Genomic DNA, 16,935 nt, shown 5'->3' on the forward strand with positions numbered 1-16,935 from the left:
AACAGCCGACACGCCGCCGATAGACTGGGAAGCATGTCCAAGGTTCTCCAGTCCCTGCCCGTCGGCGAGCGCGTCGGCATCGCCTTCTCCGGAGGACTCGACACCTCCGTCGCCGTCGCATGGATGCGCGACAAGGGCGCCGTCCCGTGCACCTACACCGGAGACCTCGGACAGCCCGACGAAGACGACATCGAGTCGATCCCCGGGCGCGCGCTCGAGTACGGGGCAGAGGTCGCCCGCCTCGTCGACGCCAAGACCGCGCTGGTCGAGGAGGGCTTCGTCGCCCTCGCCTGCGGCGCGTTCCACATCCGCTCCGGCGGCAAGACCTACTTCAACACCACGCCCCTCGGCCGCGCCGTCACCGGCACGATGCTCGTGCGCGCCATGAAGGAGGACGGCGTCGACATCTGGGGCGACGGCTCCACCTACAAGGGCAACGACATCGAGCGGTTCTACCGCTACGGCCTGCTCGCGAACCCGCGCCTGCGCATCTACAAGCCGTGGCTGGACGCCGACTTCGTCACCGAGCTCGGCGGCCGCAAGGAGATGAGCGACTGGCTCGTCGAGCACGGCTTCCCCTACCGCGACTCCGCCGAGAAGGCGTACTCGACCGACGCGAACATCTGGGGCGCGACGCACGAGGCCAAGACGCTCGAGCACCTGAACGTCTCGCTCGAGACCGTCGACCCGATCATGGGCGTCAAGTTCTGGGACCCTTCAGTCGCCATCGAGACCGAAGACGTCACCGTCACCTTCGAGGCCGGCCGCCCCGTCGCCATCAACGGCGTCGAGTACACCGACCCGGTCGAGCTCGTCCACGAGGCCAACCGCATCGGCGGACGCCACGGCCTCGGCATGAGCGACCAGATCGAGAACCGCATCATCGAGGCGAAGTCGCGCGGCATCTACGAGGCCCCGGCCATGGCGCTGCTGTTCATCGCCTACGAGCGCCTGGTCAACGGCATCCTCAACGAGGACACCCTCGCGACGTACCACGAGCAGGGTCGCCGCCTCGGCCGCCTCATGTACGAGGGCCGCTGGCTCGAGCCGCAGTCGCTCATGCTGCGCGAGTCGATCCAGCGCTGGGTCGGCCTCACGATCTCCGGTTCCGTCACGATCCGCCTGCGCCGCGGCGACGACTGGACCATCCTCGACACGGTCTCCCCGAACCTCTCCTACGGCCCCGAGAAGCTGTCGATGGAGCGCGTCGGCGACGCCGCCTTCGGCCCCGTCGACCGGATCGGCCAGCTCACGATGCGCAACCTCGACATCGCCGACTCGCGTGCACGCCTGGAGCAGTACGCGGGCCTCGGCCTCGTCGGCGGTGCGACCGGTGAGCTGGTCGGACGCGTGACCGCGGGCGAGTCCACCGAGATCACCGGCGCCGTCGAGGGCTCGGTCTCCGAGGCCGACGAGACGCTGGCTGACGCCGTGGACACGGCGTCCGAGGGCGCCGCCTTCGACTCCGGCACCGACTGACACCTCAGTCGCTGAAGAGGGGGCGGATGCTGCGGCATCCGCCCCCTCTTTCTGCGCCGGCCCTGCGATCGGTCCGCCAGAACTCCGGAGATCTGCGTGACCTTCCGCCACGGGCGGCGGGTGCCTCCGCGGAGAACGCGCCGAACGGCCCCGCCGAGTCCACGATTCTCCGGAGTCCTGGACGGCTCAGGGTCAGCGCGCGGGGTCGGCGTCGTCGACGACGTATCTGTGGTGCGTCCCCTCCACGTCGAGCACGACGGTGACCGCGTCCTGCTGCTCTCCGCCGACGGTGATCACCGCCGTCGCACCCGACGGCGCCTCCGTCACCAGCTGCGCCACCCTGGTGGCCGCGGCATCGCCGAGAACGCGCTCGTCCTCCGCATCGGAGAGCATCGTGATCGACACGGCACGAGCCCTGGCCTGCGCCGCCGCCGCGTTCAGTGCGGGATGCTGCAGGCGCGGAGAGCGGATGCGGTCGCGGATCGCGCCCTCCAGGATGCGGATGCCGGTGAGCGCCTCCTCCGTGAGCTCGCCGCCGTCGCGCAGCATCCGCAGCGTGGGCGAGACCTGCGCGCGGATCGCGTCGAGCTCGCGCTGCAGGTCGCCAGACGCCGCATCCAGCGCCCGGGTCATGCGCTCCGACTCGGCAGCCGCCGAACGATGCCTCCTCTCGCGGCCGACCATCCCGCGCAGGATGCCCCGCCACAGGAGCCCGAGCACGGCGACCGACACCGGGATCGCGAGCATGTTGGCCACTCCGCCGGGTTCCTGCCCTCCGATCTCCGCCCAGATCAGCACCGCGGCGACCTGCAGCGCCGTCCCGCTCAGACCCGTCACGAGGTTTCCGCGGGCGACCTGGAGCGCGACGAGGTACGCCGCGTAGTCGATGAGCCAGACGTCCTTCGCCGCTGTGCCCTCGATCAGCACGAGGAGCGTGATCGACAGCGTGGCGGCGGGGATGCTCAGCGCCCTGAGCCCCGTGAGCGGACGGTCCCGCGGATCCGTCAGCAGGACGGCGCCGGCGAGGGCGACGAGATAGGCGAGCATCAGCAGCGGGCGCGGCGGCGAGAAGTGACCGGCGAGGACTCCGCTGGCCACACCGCTCGCCCACACCGCGACCATCACCCAGCGGGCGGCGCGCGATGCGAGCCCCGACGCCCCGGTGCCCGTCGTGTTCACGGCATCCACGTCAGGATCACCTCCGTCCCGTCACCCGGCGCCGACCTGACCTCGGCGCTCCCGCCGGCGACGTCGCTCATCCGCCCCACGATGCTCCCGGAGAGGCCGAGACGACCCGCGGCGGCGCTGGCCGCGTCGAACCCGACGCCGTCGTCGCGCACCACCGCCCTGATCGCGCCGCCCTCGACGCGGACGTCCACGTCGATGTTCTGCGCCTGCGCGTGCCTCACGGCGTTGCGCAGCGCCTCGGCCGCGGCGCCCATCACCGCGGCGAGCGCACGCACCGAGACGATCTGATCGTCACCGGACGCGACCATCCTCGCCGTCGGCGCCACCCGCTCCAGGCGGACGCGCAGCTGATCGGATGCCGCTCGCCCGTCGACCTGGGCGGTGTCGGCATCCGATGACGCCGCATCAAGCACGGTCAGAGCGTGCAGGGCCTCCTGCCGGAGGATGTCGGGCGCCGGACCGCGGAACAGGAGCGCGGCGGTGAACACCGACAGCACATCGTCGTGGACGAAGCGGCTCAGCTCGGCCCTGCGGTGGGCTCTGGCGTCACTGCGCGCCTGCAGCTCGGCGGCCTCGCGCGCGGCGGTCTCGGACTCGTGCAGGTTCGCCAGGGCGTTGCGGATGCCGTAGAGGATCACCGTGAATCCGATGTTGCTCATGTGCACCGGGGTGGCGACCGCGACGGCCTCGGAGACGCCGCCGGTGAAGATCCACGAGGAGAGGGCGACGGTCGCGCCGGAGCCGACCGACAGCGAGAACGCGAGCGGGGCGCGGAAGGAGACGGCGAGCAGGCTGACCGCCGTCGGCTCCAGCAGCCACACCCACGGGATCACCGCAGGGTCGGTGCCGCGGTAGGCCGCGAAGGAGAGCAGCTGCAGTCCGATCACGAGCAGCGAGGCGCTCGGCCAGGCGACCCGCAGCACGCTCATCGGGAGCACCCGGCCCAGCGCGGCGAGCAGGAGGAAGGCGACGATCGCCAGCAGGCCGAGGACCGTCCACCACTCGGCGAAGTCATCGAACTGCGCGACGAGCGGAGGCGCGGGGCTGCCGACGAACAGGATCGAGATCACGGCGAGCGCGGAGCACAGGGTGATGAGCCACCCCACCTGACGATTGGCCCGCACCGTCGCCGCGGAGGCGCTGCGCATCAGCCGTCCCGCTCGACCAGGCCGTCTTCGACGGCGCGGCGGAAGAGGTCGACCTTGGTCGGCGCCGCGCGATCGACGGATGCGTACTTCGTGCGGATGCGGCGGATGTGATCGAGCACCGTGTCGCGGGAGATGAAGAGCGCCGCGCTGACGCGATCCGCGGTCTCACCCGAGGCGTAGAGCGCGAGGACCTCCGCCTCCCTGGCGCTCAGATGGGCGCTGACGAACGCACGGTCCTCGACGAGAGCGGCCGCCCAGTCGGGGGTCGCCACCTGACCCCCGCTCAGCACCGTGAGCACCGAGCGCACCAGCGCGACCGGCACCTCCGACTTGCGGATCATCCCCGCGACGCCCGCCTTCGCCGCCTCGCGCACGAGCCGCGGCTGCTCGCCGCTGGTGTAGGCGAGGACAGGAGCCCCGGTGCGGGAGAGCAGGCGCATGTTCTCGGCCGGCGTGGAGCCGTCGGCGAGCTGGAGGTCGAGCAGGATCAGGTCGAGTCTCCCGCCCCGCGCGAGCACGGCGGCCGCGGTGGATGCGCTGGCGACGACGTGGAGGTCGGGATGGGAGTTGATGATCGCCGTGACCCCCAGGGCCACCGCCGGGTGGTCGTCGATGATGGCGATGCGCGCTTTCATGCTCTCGAACTCCCCAGGTGGATGCGTGCGGCACTACGCCCCCCACGGGGAAACTACCGCATTCGGATGCCGCTCCGCCACGGCGATATATCAAAGCGGGATCGTCGCCCCTCGGCTCGAGGATCCTTCGCCCGACGTGCCCTCTCACTGTGGCACGGCGCCACGCTCGGCACCCCTCGAACTGACTGCCCCGATACCGTTGACCCGTCAGAACTGACTGCCTGTGAGTCCGCCCCATTAACTTGCACAACACTGTGCACTATAAGTTACGATAGTGACATGACCACCCGTGCACCCCGCCGCGATGCCGTGGAGAACCGCGCCGGCATCCTGGACGCCGCCCGCTCGACGCTGGCGGGCGATCCGCACGCATCCGTCGACGTGATCGCCCGGAGCGCCGGTCTCTCGCGTCGCACCCTCTACGGGCACTTCGACGACCGCGACGCCCTGATCCGCGAGATCATCTCCAGCGGCGCCCAGCGGTTCAACGCGATCGCCGAATCGGTGTCGGACCCCGACTGCCGCATCGCCCTCGCCCGTCTCGCCGCCCGCCTCTGGCGCGAGGCCGCGCACGTGCAGGTCGCCGCGGCGCTCGCCCTCGACGAGGCCCACGTCGAGCACACCGCCGACGCCCTCGTCCCGCTGCGCCGCACGGTCGCGAACCTCGTGACACGGGGCCAGGAAGACGGGAGCTTCCGCACCGACCTCGCCGCCCCCACCCTCGCGCGGCTGATCGAGGAGACCGCCCGCACGGCGATCGCCCGCACGGACGCCGCGAGCGAGGGCGCATCGAACCTCGCCGTCCGCGCCGTCCTCAGCATCGCCGGGCTCTCCTGGCGAGAGGTCGACGCCCTGCTCGCCGCTCATCCCGACATCATCACGACAGAGGCCCCATCATGAGAGATGTCACGTGGAGAACTGCGCTCGACACGACGATGAGCGCACCGGAGGGGGCACGATGCACAACTCGCTGAGCGTCTTCCGGCGCGACGTCCGCCGCATCGCACGCGTGAGCAAGGCGTGGATCATCATCGTCGGCGTGATCGTCACGCCGTCCCTCTACGCGTGGTTCAACATCATCGCCTTCTGGGACCCGTACTCGAACACGCAGAACGTCTCCGTCGCGATCGTCAATCAGGACGAGGGCGCGACCTCCGACCTCACCGGACACATCGACGTCGGTGGCGAGCTCGTCGGCCAGCTCAAGGAGAACGACCAGCTGGGGTGGGAGTTCGTCGACGAGGACGAGGCCATGGATGCCGTCCGGAGCGGGAAGAGCTACGCGGCGATCATCATCCCCGCGGACTTCAGCCGCGACTTCGTCAGCATCACCACCGGCGACTTCCACCGCCCCGCTCTGCAGTACTTCGTCAACGAGAAGGCGAACGCGATCGCCCCGAAGATCACCGATGTCGGCGCCTCGACGCTCGACACCCAGATCAACAGCACCTTCGTGTCCGTCGTCGCCGAGGCCGTCACCGAGCAGCTGAGGAACGCGGGAGGAGACGCCGAGGCCAGGCTCGGGGATGCACGCGACGGGACGGTCGCGGCCCTCGACGACGCCGTCGGCAAGGTCGACACCGCCCGCCAGCGCATCACGGAGCTGCAGACCGGCCTGACCGGCGCCCAGTCCGGAATCGACAGCGCCGCGGTCGCGCTGCGCGATGTCGACAAGACCCTCGGAGAGGTGCAGAGCGCCGTCGCCCAGGCGCAGAAGATCGCCGCAGAGGCGCAGCAGGAGCTCCTCGCCTTCACCGATGAGGTGACCTCCGCCTACGTCTCCGGCGCCACCCTGCTCGCCGACGCGTCATCGAAGATGAACACCTCGATCGCCACGCTGTCGACGGGCCTGCACAAGGCGAACGTCGCGGTGGGCGGGGCGATCAGCGACCTCTCCGCGGTCATCGACTCCAACGCCAAGGCCCTCGACGAACTCCAGGCGGCGCTCGACGCGACCACGCCGGGATCCGACGCCGCCCAGCGGCTGAGCGAGGCGATCTCCGCCCTGCAAGAGCGCAACACCGCAGACGCGCAGGTGCTCGCACAGCTGAAGCAGCTGAACACCGACGTCTCCTCCACGATCGACTCCGTCACGGCCTCGGCGGATGCCGTCGACGCCGCCGTCGGCACGGCGGCGACCTCGGCCGGCGCCATCAGGGATGCGCTCACGCAGAGCATCCCTCAGCTCAACCACGCGATGTCGGTGCTGTCGTCCAGCGCGGATTCCTTCTCGGCCGCTCTGGGCGCCCAGCGCACCCAGCTGACGCAGGCGCAGGGCCTGCTCGCAGGCCTCAAGACCCAGCTCACGTCGACCACCGCGGCGCTCACCGCTCTCGACGACAACCTCGCCGCCGCGCAGTCCGGCCTCGGCGGGGTGCGCACCGACATCCTGGCGCTCAGTGCCGCCGACATCTGGAACCGGCTCAGCACGATCAGCGGACTGGACGCCGACCAGATCGCCCGGTTCATGGCCTCACCCGTCGAGGTCGAGGAGAACGTGCTGTTCCCGACGAAGTCATACGGATCGGCCATGGCCGCACTGTTCACCAACCTGTCGCTGTGGATCGGCGCGTTCGTGCTGATGGTCATCATGCGGCTCGAGGTCGACACCGAAGGGGTCGAGGGGGTCTCGGTGCGGCAGGCGTACCTCGGGCGCTGGATGCTGCTGGCCTCGATCGCCGTGTTCCAGGCCGTGCTCGTGTGCGTGGGCAACCTCGTCATCGGCGTGCAGACCGCGAACCCGTTCGCCTTCGTCGGGACCGGCGTGCTGATCGGCCTGGCCTACCTCAGCATCATCTACGCGCTGTCGGTGTGCTTCGGCATCGTCGGCAAGGGCCTGTGCATCCTGCTGGTGATCTTCCAGATCCCTGGCGCATCGGGGCTGTACCCGATCGAGATGATGCCGGACTTCTTCCGCGGGCTGTATCCGTTCCTGCCGTTCACGTACGGCATCGACGCACTGCGCGAGACCATCAGCGGCTTCTACGGCGGCCACTACTGGCGGTTCATGGGAGCGCTGGCCGTCTTCGTCGCACTGGCCTTCGTGCTCGGGCTGTTCCTGCGCCGCCGGCTGGGCAACTTCGCGCTGCTGTTCAACACCCGCCTCGCCGAGAGCCAGCTGTTCGTGAGCGAAGACGTGCAGATCACCGGCCGCCGGCGCACGCCGGAGATCATCCGCGCCCTGACCGACGGCGACGGCTACCGCGCGGAGGTCGCGCAGCGCACCAGGCGGTTCACCGATCGGTACCCGACGGTGCTGCGCCTCACGCTGATCGTCGGCGTCGGAGGGATGGCCCTTCTCGGCCTCGCCGCGTGGCTCACCCCCGGCGCGAAGGCGACGATGCTCGGCCTGGGCGCGCTGTGGTGCCTGATCCTCATCGCCTTCCTGGTGACGCTGGAGTACGTCAAGCAGAGCATCCATCAGGCCGCCGAGGTGGCCGACCTGCCCGAGACCGACCTGCGCGAGGCTCTGGTCGTCGAGAACGGCCGCGGGGCGCTCCTGCTGGCCGACGCCGTCCCCCACGCGGGCGCAGAGGCCTCACCCGCTCGCACCGCCGTGCTGGAGCGGCCGGATGCCGTCGTCGATGACGCGGCCGACGACACGGCCGTCCTGGAGGAGCTGTTCATCGCCGACGACGTCGATCGCGACCCCGACACCGAGGCCCCCCACACCGAGGTGCTCGACGCACAGGCAGAGACAGAAGCCGACGCGGACGCGGAGCCAGACCCAGACTCCCCGCAGACCGACACGGATGCCGGACCGATCGACGCCGAGAAGACGGACCCGCCGGAGACCGGCCACGACGCGCAAGAAGGGGAGGACGACAAGTGAAGAACATCCTGAGCGTCTTCCTGTTCGACCTGCGACGGGCGACGAGCAACGTCATGACGGTCATCGTGCTGTTCGGCCTCGTCGTCATCCCCTCGCTGTTCACCTGGTTCAACGTGATCGCGAGCTGGAACCCGTTCGACAACACCAAGAACCTCACCGTCGCCGTCGCGAACACCGATGACGGGTATCAGAGCGATCTCATCCCGCTCCGCATCAACGTCGGCGAGCAGGTGCTGTCGGCGCTGCGGGCGAACGACGATCTGAACTGGGTGATCACCTCGGAGGACAAGGCGATCGACGGCGCGAAGTCGGGCGAGTACTACGCCGCGATCGTGCTCCCGCCGAGCTTCAGCGCCGACATGATGACGTTCTACTCGAACGGCTCCGAGCGCACCTCGATCGAGTACTACACGAACGAGAAGAAGAACGCCCTCGCCCCGAAGATCACCGAGCAGGGCGCGGGGGAGGTCACGACGAGCATCAACGAGGTGTTCACGGAGACCCTCAGCGAGGCCGCGCTGAACATCATCACGTCGCTCTCCGGCTACCTCGACGACGCCGACACCCAGGCGATGCTGTCCCGGCTGCAGGCCCACGTCAGCCAGGTCGCCGCGCAGATGCGTTCCGGGTCGGCGACGGCCGACATGTTCACCTCCCTGATCGCCTCGAGCCGGCCGCTGGTCGACAGCGCATCGGCGCTGGCGACGGCATCCGGTGACGCGCTCCACGACGCGACCGGCGCACTGGGCGGCGGAACGGATGCCGCCCGAACGCTGAAAGACGTCCTCACATCCACCACGTCATCGCTCGGCGCCGCCCTGTCCGGCACGGCCGACAGCTACCAGGCCGTCGCAGACAGCATCGACGACGTGTTCGCGTCGATGAGCACCCAGTCGGGCGACGCCGCCGGGGCCGTCGGCGCCGTCGCGACGCGGGTCCAGACGCAGATCGACCAGTACCAGGCCCTGCACGACACCCTCGTGAACGACGTCCGTCCGCAGCTGCCCCCGGCGACGCTGGACGAGTTCGACCGCGCCGTATCGCGGATCGAGGCCGCCATCGTCCGGCAGCAGGACCTGCACGACAGCCTCGTGCAGACCGCGACGGACATCACCGACACGAACGCCGACGTCCAGGGCCGGCACCAGGAGATCACGGCGCTGATCGCGAGCGCGAAAGCGGCCGTGGAGGATGCGCGGAACGCGTACACGGGCAGCCTGCGGCCGAAGCTCGACGCCCTCGCCGACACCCTCTCGACCATCGGCGGCAGCATCGACTCGATCGAGTCCGATCTCTCCTCCGTGGCCGACTCGCTCTCCGGCTCGGACTCGCTGCGCACGGCGCTGACGAACGCCGAGTCGTTGACGACCGAGATCTCGGGCTCGCTCACCGAGACCGCCGATCGGTTCGACGCTCTCGCCGCCGCGCTGACGAAGGCCATCGACACCGGCGACCTCAGTGAGCTCACCGCGCTGATCGGCGCGGACCCGCATGCGCTCGCCACCCATCTCGCCGAGCCCGTCGAGCTCAAGCGGGTGCCCGTCTACTCGGTCGTGAGCTTCGGCGCCGCCATGACTCCGCTCTACACGACCCTCGCACTGTGGGTCGGAGCGCTGTTGATCTCGGTGTCGATCCGCGTCGACCCTCCCCGTGGCGAGGGCTCCGGCCTGCCGGCGCTCTCCCCCACCCAGACGTATCTCGGCCGGTTCGGCATCTTCGCGGTCGTCGGGTTCCTGCAGAGCTCCCTGGTGTGCCTCGGCAGCGTGCTGTTCACTCAGGTGGAGCCGAAGCATCCGTTCCTGCTCATCCTGACCGGATGGGTGATGTCGCTGGTGTTCACCCTGATCGTCTACACGTTCGTGGTGACGTTCGGGAACGCGGGGAAGGCGCTGGCCGTGCTGATGCTCGTCGTGCAGATCTCCAGTTCCGGTGGCGCCTACCCGCTGCAGGTGCTCCCGCAGTGGTTCCAGAACATCAGCCCGTTCCTTCCCGCGACGCACGCCGTCAACGCGATGCGCTCCGCGATCGCCGGCATCTACCACAACGACTTCTGGGTGTCGCTGGGCTGGCTGTCCGCCTTCATGCTGCCCGCCCTGCTGCTCGGTCTGGTGCTGCGTCTGCCGCTCATCGGCTTCAACCAGAAGCTGCTGCGCGCGCTGGCGTCCACGAAGCTCATGTGAGTCCCTGAGGGCCCCGGCCCTGGGTATGATGCGAGAACGCGTACTGACACGCGTCCTGGGGCTCGTGGGACTGAGTCTCACGACGCCACCCGAAAGAGTTCTCGACGATGACAACCGATTCGCCGGCTGCGGCCGCACCCTCGCGCCCCTCGCTGCCCGTCCGCATCGGGCGCATCGCGTTCCTCATACTCGCCGGCGTCGTCGTCGTCGCGGTCGCCGCCGCCTTCTTCCTCACGTGGACGATCCAGCGCTCCTTCCCGCAGACCGACGGCTCGGTCGAGCTCACCGGGCTGACGTCCGAGGTCACCGTGCAGCGCGACGAGCGCGGCATCCCCACCATCACGGCGGACACGACGCATGATCTGTTCTACGCCGAGGGATTCGTGCACGCGCAGGACCGGTTCTTCGAGATGGACTTCCGCCGCCATGTGACGTCCGGCCGCGTGGCCGAGATGTTCGGGGAGTCCCAGGTGGGCACCGACTCCTTCCTCCGCACCCTCGGCTGGCGCGAGGTCGCCGAAGCCGAGGTCGAGGCGATGGACGACACCACCCGCGGCTACTACGAGTCCTACGCCGATGGGGTCAACGCGTACCTCGCCTCGCGCTCCGGCGCCGAGCTCTCCCTCGAGTACGCGGTCCTCGGTCTGCAGAACGCCGACTACTCGCCCGAGCCGTGGACCCCCGCCGACTCGGTCGCCTGGCTCAAGGCGATGGCGTGGGACCTCCGCACCAACGTCGAGGACGAGACGGAGCGGGCGCTGCTCGCCTCCCAGCTCGCCGACGGATCCGCGACCGACGCCGAGGTGTCGTCGGCTCTCGATCAGCTCTACCCGCCGTATCCCTTCGACGAGAACCCGGTGATCGTGCCCAAGATCTCGACGGTTCCCGCGGTGGGGACGGACGCGGATGCCGTCGCCTACACCTCCGACGGCCCCGACGACGAGGTGCAGCGGGCGAGCACGACGATCGAGTGGCAGCAGGCGTCCGACGTGATCGAGGCCGCCAGCCTCCTCGTCGGCGACGTGGGCGAGGGCATCGGCTCGAACTCGTGGGTGGTGTCGGGTTCCCTCACCGAGAGCGGCCTCCCGCTGCTCTCGAACGACCCCCACCTCGGCTCGGCGCTCCCCTCGGTCTGGTACCAGGTGCAGCTCAAGTGCACCGAGGTCACCGACAGCTGCCCCTTCGACGTCGGCGGCTTCTCGTTCTCCGGACTCCCCGGCATCGTGATCGGGCACAACCAGCAGGTCGCGTGGGGCTTCACCAACCTGACCACGGATGTCACCGACCTGTACATCGAGAAGATCGACGGCGATCAGTACTGGCGCGACGGCGCCCTCGTGCCCCTCGAGGAGCGCACCGAGACGATCAAGGTCGCGGGCGGAGACGACGTCACCCTGAAGATCCGCTCCACCGTGCACGGACCGATCATCTCCGGGCTGGTCGACGACTTCACCGCCCTCGCCGACGACCCCGACCCCGCTCTGAGCGCGGGCGGCGCCGCGGCATCCGCCCCGTCGAGCGAGACCGAGTACGCCGTCAGCCTGCGCTGGACCGCCCTCGACCCCGGCACGGCCTCGACCGCGATCTTCGCCCTCTCGACCGCGAAGGACTTCGACGACTTCCGTCGTGCGGCATCGCTGTTCGACGTGCCGGCGCAGAACCTCATCTACGCCGACACCGAGGGCAACATCGGCTACCAGGCCCCCGGCCGCCTGCCGATCCGCGGGGCCGGAGACGGATGGATGCCGCAGCCCGGCTGGGACAGCGCCTACGACTGGACCGGATTCATCCCGTTCGAGGAGCTGCCGGTGTCGTACAACCCGAGCTCGGGGTACATCGTCACGGCCAACAACGCGATCGTCACCGACGACTACGCGCACTTCCTCACCAAGGACTGGGACTACGGCTACCGGGCGGGCCGCATCGCGCATCTGATCGAGCGACGAGCGGCTGAGGGCCCGCTGTCGGCCGCCGACATGCGCGACATCCAGATGGACAACGAGATGTGGATCGCGAAGAGCCTGACGGCCGCGATCGCCGACGTCGACGTGAAGGGAGCGGGTCCGAAGAAGGCGGTGGCGCTGCTGGACGACTGGGACGCCCAGAACGACGCCACCTCCGCCGCCGCCGCGTACGCGAACGTGCTGTGGTCGAACCTCGTGCAGAACATCTTCGGCGAGCGCGAGCAGCCGCTGCCGATCGACGGCCAGGGGCGCCTGTTCACCGTCGTCGCCGCCCTGCTCGACGACCCCGCGGACCCGCTGTGGACGAACCCTCAGCTGAAGGTCGACGGCATGGACGAGATGCTGGCCCTCTCCGCCGAGGAGGCCTACGACGAGCTCGCCGGGCTGCAGGGCGACGACGTCTCCCGGTGGAACTGGGGCGACCTGCACGCGCTCAGCCTCGCCGCCTCCACGTTCGGCTCCTCCGGCATCGCCCCGATCGAGTGGCTCTTCAACCGCGGGCCCTACCCCGTCGGCGGCGGAGGGTCCGTCGTGAACGCGACCGGCTGGAAGCTCGGCACCTCCTACGCCACGACCACCGTGCCGTCGATGCGCATGGTGATCGACCTCTCCGACTTCGACTCCTCGACGTGGATCCACCTGACCGGAGCATCCGGCCATGCCTTCGACGCGCACTACACCGACCAGACCGCCGACTGGGCCGCAGGTGTGCAGAAGCCCTGGGCCTTCTCCCCGAAGGCGGTGGATGCCGCGACCGTGAACACCCTCGTGCTCACCCCGGCCGGCTGACCTGCACCGTAAGGGCGGGGCGTTCTTCGGGGCGCGGCCCTCTGCACGCGGGTGCGGCTCAGACGGACGCCGCAGCGGAGTCGGATGCGGCAGCAGCACGACGGGCGATGACCCAGGTTCCCGTCGCCGCAGCGAGGAAGATCACGGCCAGCATCGCCCACCCCGCGAAGCCGAAGGTGATCGCCGTGGCGTTCACCACGAGCGGAGCCGCGAGCGATCCGAGCGAGAACCCCATCCCGAACACGCCCTGGTACGCCCCCGCGCGCTTCGGGTCGGCGAGCTCGAAGCTGAGCCCCCAGCCGCCCGCCTGGGAGAGGATCTCCGCGAACGTGTAGGCCACGGTCGCGGCGACCAGCAGCAGGATCGCCACCCACGCCGGCACGCCCGCCGCCAGCGCGTAGACGAGGCAGGCGGCGACGATCAGGCCGCCCGCGATCAGGGTGACACGGCCGGCCGTGCGCAGGTCGTGGGTTCCACGCGACGCCCGCACCTGGAACATCACCACCAGGACGGTGTTCACGATCAGCAGCACGGCGAACGTCACCTCCGGGGCGGCGGTCTCGCGAGTGATCCACAGGGGCACGCCGACCTCGAAGACGCCGAACTGCATCGCGAAGACACCCGTCAAGACGGTCAGCGCCAGGTACCGCGGGTTGCGCCAGGGAGAGCGTCGGCTCCAGTCCGTGCGCTCGGCGAGGGCGGCGGCCGCGGCATCCGTGTCGATCGAACCGGTGGCGGTGACCGAGGGCGGCGGGGTCGCGCGCGCCGGCGCATCGACCTCGGCCGTCAGCCGCAGCAGCGGCAGGGAGCCGACCGCGCACAGCAGTCCCGCCCCCACGATCACGATCCGGTAGGCCTCGGCCGTTCCCAGCGCGAGCGCGAACGCGCCGATCGCCGACCCCACGGCGATCGACACGTTGGTGACGGTGCGCAGCACGGCACGGGCATGCACCCGCCGTTCGGCCTGGAATCCCCTGGCGATGATCGCCGACCGCGCCGAGTACCCCATCGAGTCGAAGAAGCCGGAGAGCGACGCCAGCAGCAGGGCCGAGGTGAAGTCGCCCGCGAACGCGTAGGCGGCGAGAAGCAGACCGCCGAGAGCCTCGAACACGAAGGTGAGCCGACGGGCGCTCCAGCGGTCGGCCGACCATCCGCCGAGGAAGGACGCCACGACGCCGCATCCGCTCGACACCGCGAGGACGATCGCCGCCTCGCCCGCGCTCAGACCGACGATCTGCGTGAAGAAGAGGACGGTGACCGCGAGGAAGACGCCGCGGCCGATGCGAGACACGGCCACCGCCGTGACGAGGGCGCGGAGCACGGGATCGCTGAGGCTGTGGGCGATGCGGGCGGCGAGGCCCTTGGCCCCCTCCTCCGTCTGCGCCTCGTCGGCGTCTGGGCTGGAGGAGGGCACGATTCATCCTCGCACGGAGGGCGGCCGACCCCGCCGTTCCGGCCTGCGTCTTGTACATCTCCCCGTGCGCGGGGAGGGGCCTTCGGGTGCGGGAGCGGCGGCCGGGTCGTCGAGGGCGATCCGCGTCGACTAGCGTGGATGGGTGCCGAATCGCCTTCTCGCTCCTCAGGACGTTCCGGCACTGCTCGCCGAGTTCGAGCACGGAGGCGCGACCCTGATCACCGAGACCTTCGGGACCGGAGAGCGCACTTTCATCCTGCTGCACGGCATCGGCATGGGGCGCAGCGTCTACCTCGACGTGGTGCAGCGGCTGCGCGGGCGGGTCATCGCGGTCGACCTCCCCGGTTTCGGCGAGGCGCCCGAGCCCACGCGCACCCTCACCATGGAACGGCACGCCGATCTCGTCGCCGCCTACCTCCGCCACTCCGACGAGGCTCCGGTCGTCGTCATCGGACACTCGATGGGCAGCCAGATCGCCGCTGAGCTCACGGCCCGACATCCGTCCCTCGTGTCCGGCGTGGTGCTGGCGGGTCCGACGGTCGACAGCGCCTCACGCAGCATCCGCGCCCAGGCCTCGTACCTGCTGCGCGACCTGCTCGGCGAACGGCCCGTCGTGCTCTGGCGCGGTGCCCGCGAGTACCTTCGCGGGGGACCGAACCTGCTGCGGAAGATCCGGGCCACCATCGTGCACGAGCCCGAGAAGGCCTACGCGCGCATCGACCGCCCGACCCTCGTGCTGCGCGGCGAGCACGACCCGCTCGCGCCGATGAGCTGGTGCCAGCAGATCCTCACGCACATCCCGGGCGCAGAGCTCGAGGTGATCCCCGACCACGGCCACGGCACGCTCATCAGCGACGCCGGCCCCGCGGCATCCTTCATCCAGCGCTTCGCCGACCGGCTCTGATCCGGTGCGGTCCGGTGCAGTCCGGTGCGGGCGGGGGCTGATCCCGGTCTGAGACCGGCCTGGTCCCGGTCCGAGATCGGTCCGGTGCGAGCGTGATGTGGTTCGGTGCGCCAGAACTCCGGAGAACTATCGGCATTCTCGGTCGTGGCAGCCGTCAACGGGCGGCGGGACTGCGAATCTCCGGAGTTCTGGAGAACCGACGTGGGGGCACAACCCGAGCTTGGATGAGCGGCGGGTGGCAGGGCATGGGTCGAGCAGAATGGACGCGTCGCTGCCAGCCGCAGGCCGAGGCGCCAGAACTCCGGAGAAGGGGGAGGTTCGCCGCCCCTCAGCCGGAGCGAGGTTTGCCCCGCCCAGATCTCCGGAGTTTCGGCACCGACGCGGTTCCTCGCCACCGAGGCCCGAACGCGACGATCACCGCCCGGATCGCCTCGCGAACCTCGCCCTGTCTGGTGAAGATGTCCATCGCCGGTACTCGGATGCAGACGTATCCCAGACGGGCCGCCCCCAGATCCCGCGCACGATCTCGCATCTGCTGATCCCAGCCCTGATGGAATTCGCGGCTGTCGCACTCGATGATGAGCCAGCCCTCCACGACGAAGTCCGCTCGGCCGACCTCCTGTATCTCGACCTGCATCTCGAATCGGACACCCAACGTTCGCAGGATCAGTTTCATGAAGGATTCGGGACCGGACTCGGCGATGCCGTCTACGAGTGCGAGCAGGGGCCGGTATCTCTCCGGGAGCCCCTGGAAGATGGATACGAGATGCTCTCGCGTCAACAGCCGATGATGAAGCACGCTGTCAAGCGTCGCGATCGCCGCCCGCGGCGCCTGGCACCGAATGGACTGCCGCACTGCATCGTCGATCGATACGGCATGCGGGAGACCGACGTCATCGCAGGCTACCCAATGAAGGACTGCGTCTGGGGGTCGCCGATCGCGGCTCCGCGAAAGGTGAGGGCGCACCTGGATGTGCACCCCTGTGGCTTCGAGTACGAAGATCCCGAGCAGGCGGAGGAGGGATACGCAGGAGATCCGGCCACCGACGTGGAGCGCGGTCTGCACGTCTTCGGGCACATCTCCTACCGCGTAGACCCCGTTCCTGATCCGGGTGAGTCGACCACCGCGTACCGCCCGGGTGATCGCGTGCGTGGACAGCCCGGCCTCGCGCAGGTCATTGCGGCTGAGGATCTGGATCCGGTGAAGCTCGCGCAGGCGGTCGAGCATTCTCTTCTTCTCAGGCATTCGGCAAGACTGCCGAATGCCTGAGGCGCGGTGATCCGTTTCGTGGTCCTGTGGAGAGACCTGGGGCGAACCCAGGATTGTGGACGAAAGGTTCATCCGCCAGAAGTCCGGACATCTGCACGCGAAGACCGCTGCACAAGGACACGCGCGCCGGTC

General features: G+C 69.6%; 11 protein-coding genes. 6 read left to right on the plus strand and 5 right to left on the minus strand.

From position 1 onward, the window contains the following. Window positions 1-33: 33 nt before the first annotated feature. A complete protein-coding gene (gene argG, locus LC438_RS18015; RefSeq protein WP_105673498.1) occupies window positions 34-1,479 on the plus strand; it encodes an argininosuccinate synthase in 1,446 nt (481 codons plus the stop codon). Between the two features lie 192 nt (window positions 1,480-1,671). On the opposite strand, the gene LC438_RS18020 is transcribed toward argG, so the two are convergent. The 3 genes from LC438_RS18020 to LC438_RS18030 are packed head-to-tail and all read right to left on the minus strand — an operon-like array spanning window position 1,672 to window position 4,450. Further along, complete coding sequence (locus tag LC438_RS18020; protein WP_223587414.1) at window positions 1,672-2,667, minus strand: hypothetical protein; 996 nt, start codon at window positions 2,665-2,667, stop codon at window positions 1,672-1,674. Further along, the gene (locus tag LC438_RS18025) at window positions 2,655-3,815 is read right to left on the minus strand and encodes a sensor histidine kinase (protein WP_223587415.1); all 1,161 of its coding nucleotides are present in this window, start codon (window positions 3,813-3,815) and stop codon (window positions 2,655-2,657) included. The genes LC438_RS18020 and LC438_RS18025 overlap by 13 nt, the downstream gene beginning before the upstream one ends. Beyond that, window positions 3,815-4,450 carry a response regulator gene (locus LC438_RS18030; protein WP_105673492.1) on the minus strand — a complete coding sequence of 212 codons (636 nt, stop codon included), beginning with the start codon at window positions 4,448-4,450 and terminating at the stop codon, window positions 3,815-3,817. The genes LC438_RS18025 and LC438_RS18030 overlap by 1 nt, the downstream gene beginning before the upstream one ends. Window positions 4,451-4,729: 279 nt before the next feature. Between LC438_RS18030 and LC438_RS18035 the strand changes: the two genes are divergently transcribed. The 4 genes from LC438_RS18035 to LC438_RS18050 all read left to right on the plus strand — a co-directional run bounded on the left by LC438_RS18035 (window position 4,730) and on the right by LC438_RS18050 (window position 13,215). Beyond that, entirely contained in the window at window positions 4,730-5,350 is a 621-nt protein-coding gene (locus LC438_RS18035; protein WP_105673490.1) for a TetR/AcrR family transcriptional regulator, read from the plus strand. A gap of 58 nt (window positions 5,351-5,408) precedes the next feature. After that, complete coding sequence (locus LC438_RS18040; protein WP_223587416.1) at window positions 5,409-8,282, plus strand: YhgE/Pip domain-containing protein; 2,874 nt, start codon at window positions 5,409-5,411, stop codon at window positions 8,280-8,282. After that, entirely contained in the window at window positions 8,279-10,462 is a 2,184-nt protein-coding gene (locus LC438_RS18045; protein WP_105673488.1) for a YhgE/Pip domain-containing protein, read from the plus strand. The genes LC438_RS18040 and LC438_RS18045 overlap by 4 nt, the downstream gene beginning before the upstream one ends. 107 nt (window positions 10,463-10,569) lie before the next feature. Then, window positions 10,570-13,215: a penicillin acylase family protein gene (locus tag LC438_RS18050; RefSeq protein WP_223587417.1), complete on the plus strand. Its 2,646-nt coding sequence runs from the start codon at window positions 10,570-10,572 to the stop codon at window positions 13,213-13,215. Window positions 13,216-13,273: 58 nt separating this feature from the next. On the opposite strand, the gene LC438_RS18055 is transcribed toward LC438_RS18050, so the two are convergent. Beyond that, complete coding sequence (locus LC438_RS18055; RefSeq protein ID WP_223587418.1) at window positions 13,274-14,629, minus strand: MFS transporter; 1,356 nt, start codon at window positions 14,627-14,629, stop codon at window positions 13,274-13,276. Between the two features lie 142 nt (window positions 14,630-14,771). On the opposite strand from LC438_RS18055, the gene LC438_RS18060 reads away from it, so the two are divergent. Next, window positions 14,772-15,533: an alpha/beta fold hydrolase gene (locus LC438_RS18060; protein ID WP_223587419.1), complete on the plus strand. Its 762-nt coding sequence runs from the start codon at window positions 14,772-14,774 to the stop codon at window positions 15,531-15,533. A gap of 328 nt (window positions 15,534-15,861) precedes the next feature. Here the strand turns inward: LC438_RS18060 and LC438_RS18935 are convergent, their stop codons facing one another. Beyond that, window positions 15,862-16,875 (minus strand): type IV toxin-antitoxin system AbiEi family antitoxin domain-containing protein, encoded by a 1,014-nt coding sequence (locus LC438_RS18935; protein ID WP_374197884.1) that lies wholly within the window; start codon window positions 16,873-16,875, stop codon window positions 15,862-15,864. Between the last annotated feature and the right edge of the window lie 60 nt (window positions 16,876-16,935).

The organism is Microbacterium sp. OVT16B, assembly GCF_019969705.1.
Lineage (GTDB): Bacteria > Actinomycetota > Actinomycetes > Actinomycetales > Microbacteriaceae > Microbacterium > Microbacterium natoriense.

Excerpts from the sequence above, each read along its gene's own strand:
- LC438_RS18040 (WP_223587416.1), top strand. The coding sequence starts at position 5,409 with ATGCACAACTCGCTGAGCGTCTTCCGGCGCGACGTCCGCCGCATCGCA.
- LC438_RS18035 (WP_105673490.1), top strand. The coding sequence starts at position 4,730 with ATGACCACCCGTGCACCCCGCCGCGATGCCGTGGAGAACCGCGCCGGC.
- LC438_RS18050 (WP_223587417.1), top strand. The coding sequence starts at position 10,570 with ATGACAACCGATTCGCCGGCTGCGGCCGCACCCTCGCGCCCCTCGCTG.
- LC438_RS18030 (WP_105673492.1), bottom strand. The coding sequence starts at position 4,450 with ATGAAAGCGCGCATCGCCATCATCGACGACCACCCGGCGGTGGCCCTG.
- LC438_RS18935 (WP_374197884.1), bottom strand. The coding sequence starts at position 16,875 with ATGAACCTTTCGTCCACAATCCTGGGTTCGCCCCAGGTCTCTCCACAG.
- LC438_RS18025 (WP_223587415.1), bottom strand. The coding sequence starts at position 3,815 with ATGCGCAGCGCCTCCGCGGCGACGGTGCGGGCCAATCGTCAGGTGGGG.
- argG (WP_105673498.1), top strand. The coding sequence starts at position 34 with ATGTCCAAGGTTCTCCAGTCCCTGCCCGTCGGCGAGCGCGTCGGCATC.